The organism is Paraclostridium benzoelyticum (genome assembly GCF_001006285.1).
Lineage (GTDB): Bacteria > Bacillota > Clostridia > Peptostreptococcales > Peptostreptococcaceae > Paraclostridium > Paraclostridium benzoelyticum.
Genome location: NZ_LBBT01000019.1, coordinates 1 through 1,026, shown reverse-complemented (window position 1 = coordinate 1,026; position 1,026 = coordinate 1). Strand labels below are relative to the sequence as shown.

The window sequence follows — 1,026 nt, the reverse complement described above, 5'->3', positions numbered from 1 at the left end:
ATAAATATTGGCATAAATATTATGGTTAAAAAAATTGGTAAAAACCAACTACCTAACGGTTTAAAATTTGCTGACATAATGGTCATGTATAAAAATGAAATATTAATTGCTATCTTAGTAAAATTCATCAAATCTCTCGTTAAGTCATAAACCTTAACATAATTTTCCTCAGTTAGTTTTATAGGTACATTTAGAGCTTGTGGACAAAGTAATACTCCGCTCATAGATATATTTACTATAATTGTAACTATAGGTAGTACTATTAAACTACTTTTGCTTCCTAATGAGTCACTTTGACCTGCTGAGTTATAGTGAATCGGCACATTTTCTCCTATATTATTCCAGTTAATGATTAAATATGCTATCATAAAAATTAATAATGATAGGTTTATAATTTCGATTATTTTTTGCTTAGTATCAAATTTAAATTTATAGTTATTTATAAGTATCCCCCCTTAAGATTCTCCTAAACTACTTAAAAAACATTTAGTTATATATTTAAAATTATAAATCTCACTCCAAAATAAATCTATATTAATCCAATTTTAATTTATCTATCTACTGTTCTTGTATAATTGTCCTTAAGCTGATTAACAATGTTATTTTTAATTTACGTAAGCAGTTTAATTTATTGTTAATTCGAATGGAGTGATTTAAAAATGAGTAAATATAGAAAACTGATTGATTGGGTTATAGGATTAATTGTAACTATCTTTTTTTTATACGGACCATCCTATTTTTTTGTTATTAATCCTTATGTTAATCCATATAAAATTCCAATGATAGTTCTAGGGGCATTTTTATCTTATTGTGCTTTATCTATTATTTATTGGGCTACAAATAAAAATATTAAATTAGCCATCCATTACATTTTAATGTTTATAGTAGATATAGTATCGATAATTTCTATAATAATTATTACTGCATATATGGGGTAATTTCAATTTTGTTGAACATATATCAATTTATAAATCTGATACAATTAATTTAAACTTAAATTTATTAAGGAAGAGAACTCTATATATT

Annotated in this window: 2 protein-coding genes; one reads left to right on the top strand and one right to left on the bottom strand. The window is 23.8% G+C overall.

Annotation, left to right across the window (positions count from 1 at the left end; translation table 11 throughout):
- Positions 1–368: DUF1648 domain-containing protein (locus VN21_RS01050; protein ID WP_152650742.1), on the bottom strand; the 368-nt coding region annotated here is incomplete at its 3' end.
- 291 nt (positions 369–659) lie between these two features.
- Here VN21_RS01050 and VN21_RS01045 point away from each other — a divergent pair.
- Positions 660–938: a hypothetical protein gene (locus VN21_RS01045; protein WP_046821633.1), complete on the top strand. Its 279-nt coding sequence runs from the start codon at positions 660–662 to the stop codon at positions 936–938.
- The last annotated feature ends 88 nt before the right edge of the window (positions 939–1,026 follow it).

Bases quoted from the DNA above. Each gene is read 5' to 3' on its own strand.
- VN21_RS01045 (WP_046821633.1), top strand. From the start codon at position 660: ATGAGTAAATATAGAAAACTGATTGATTGGGTTATAGGATTAATTGTA.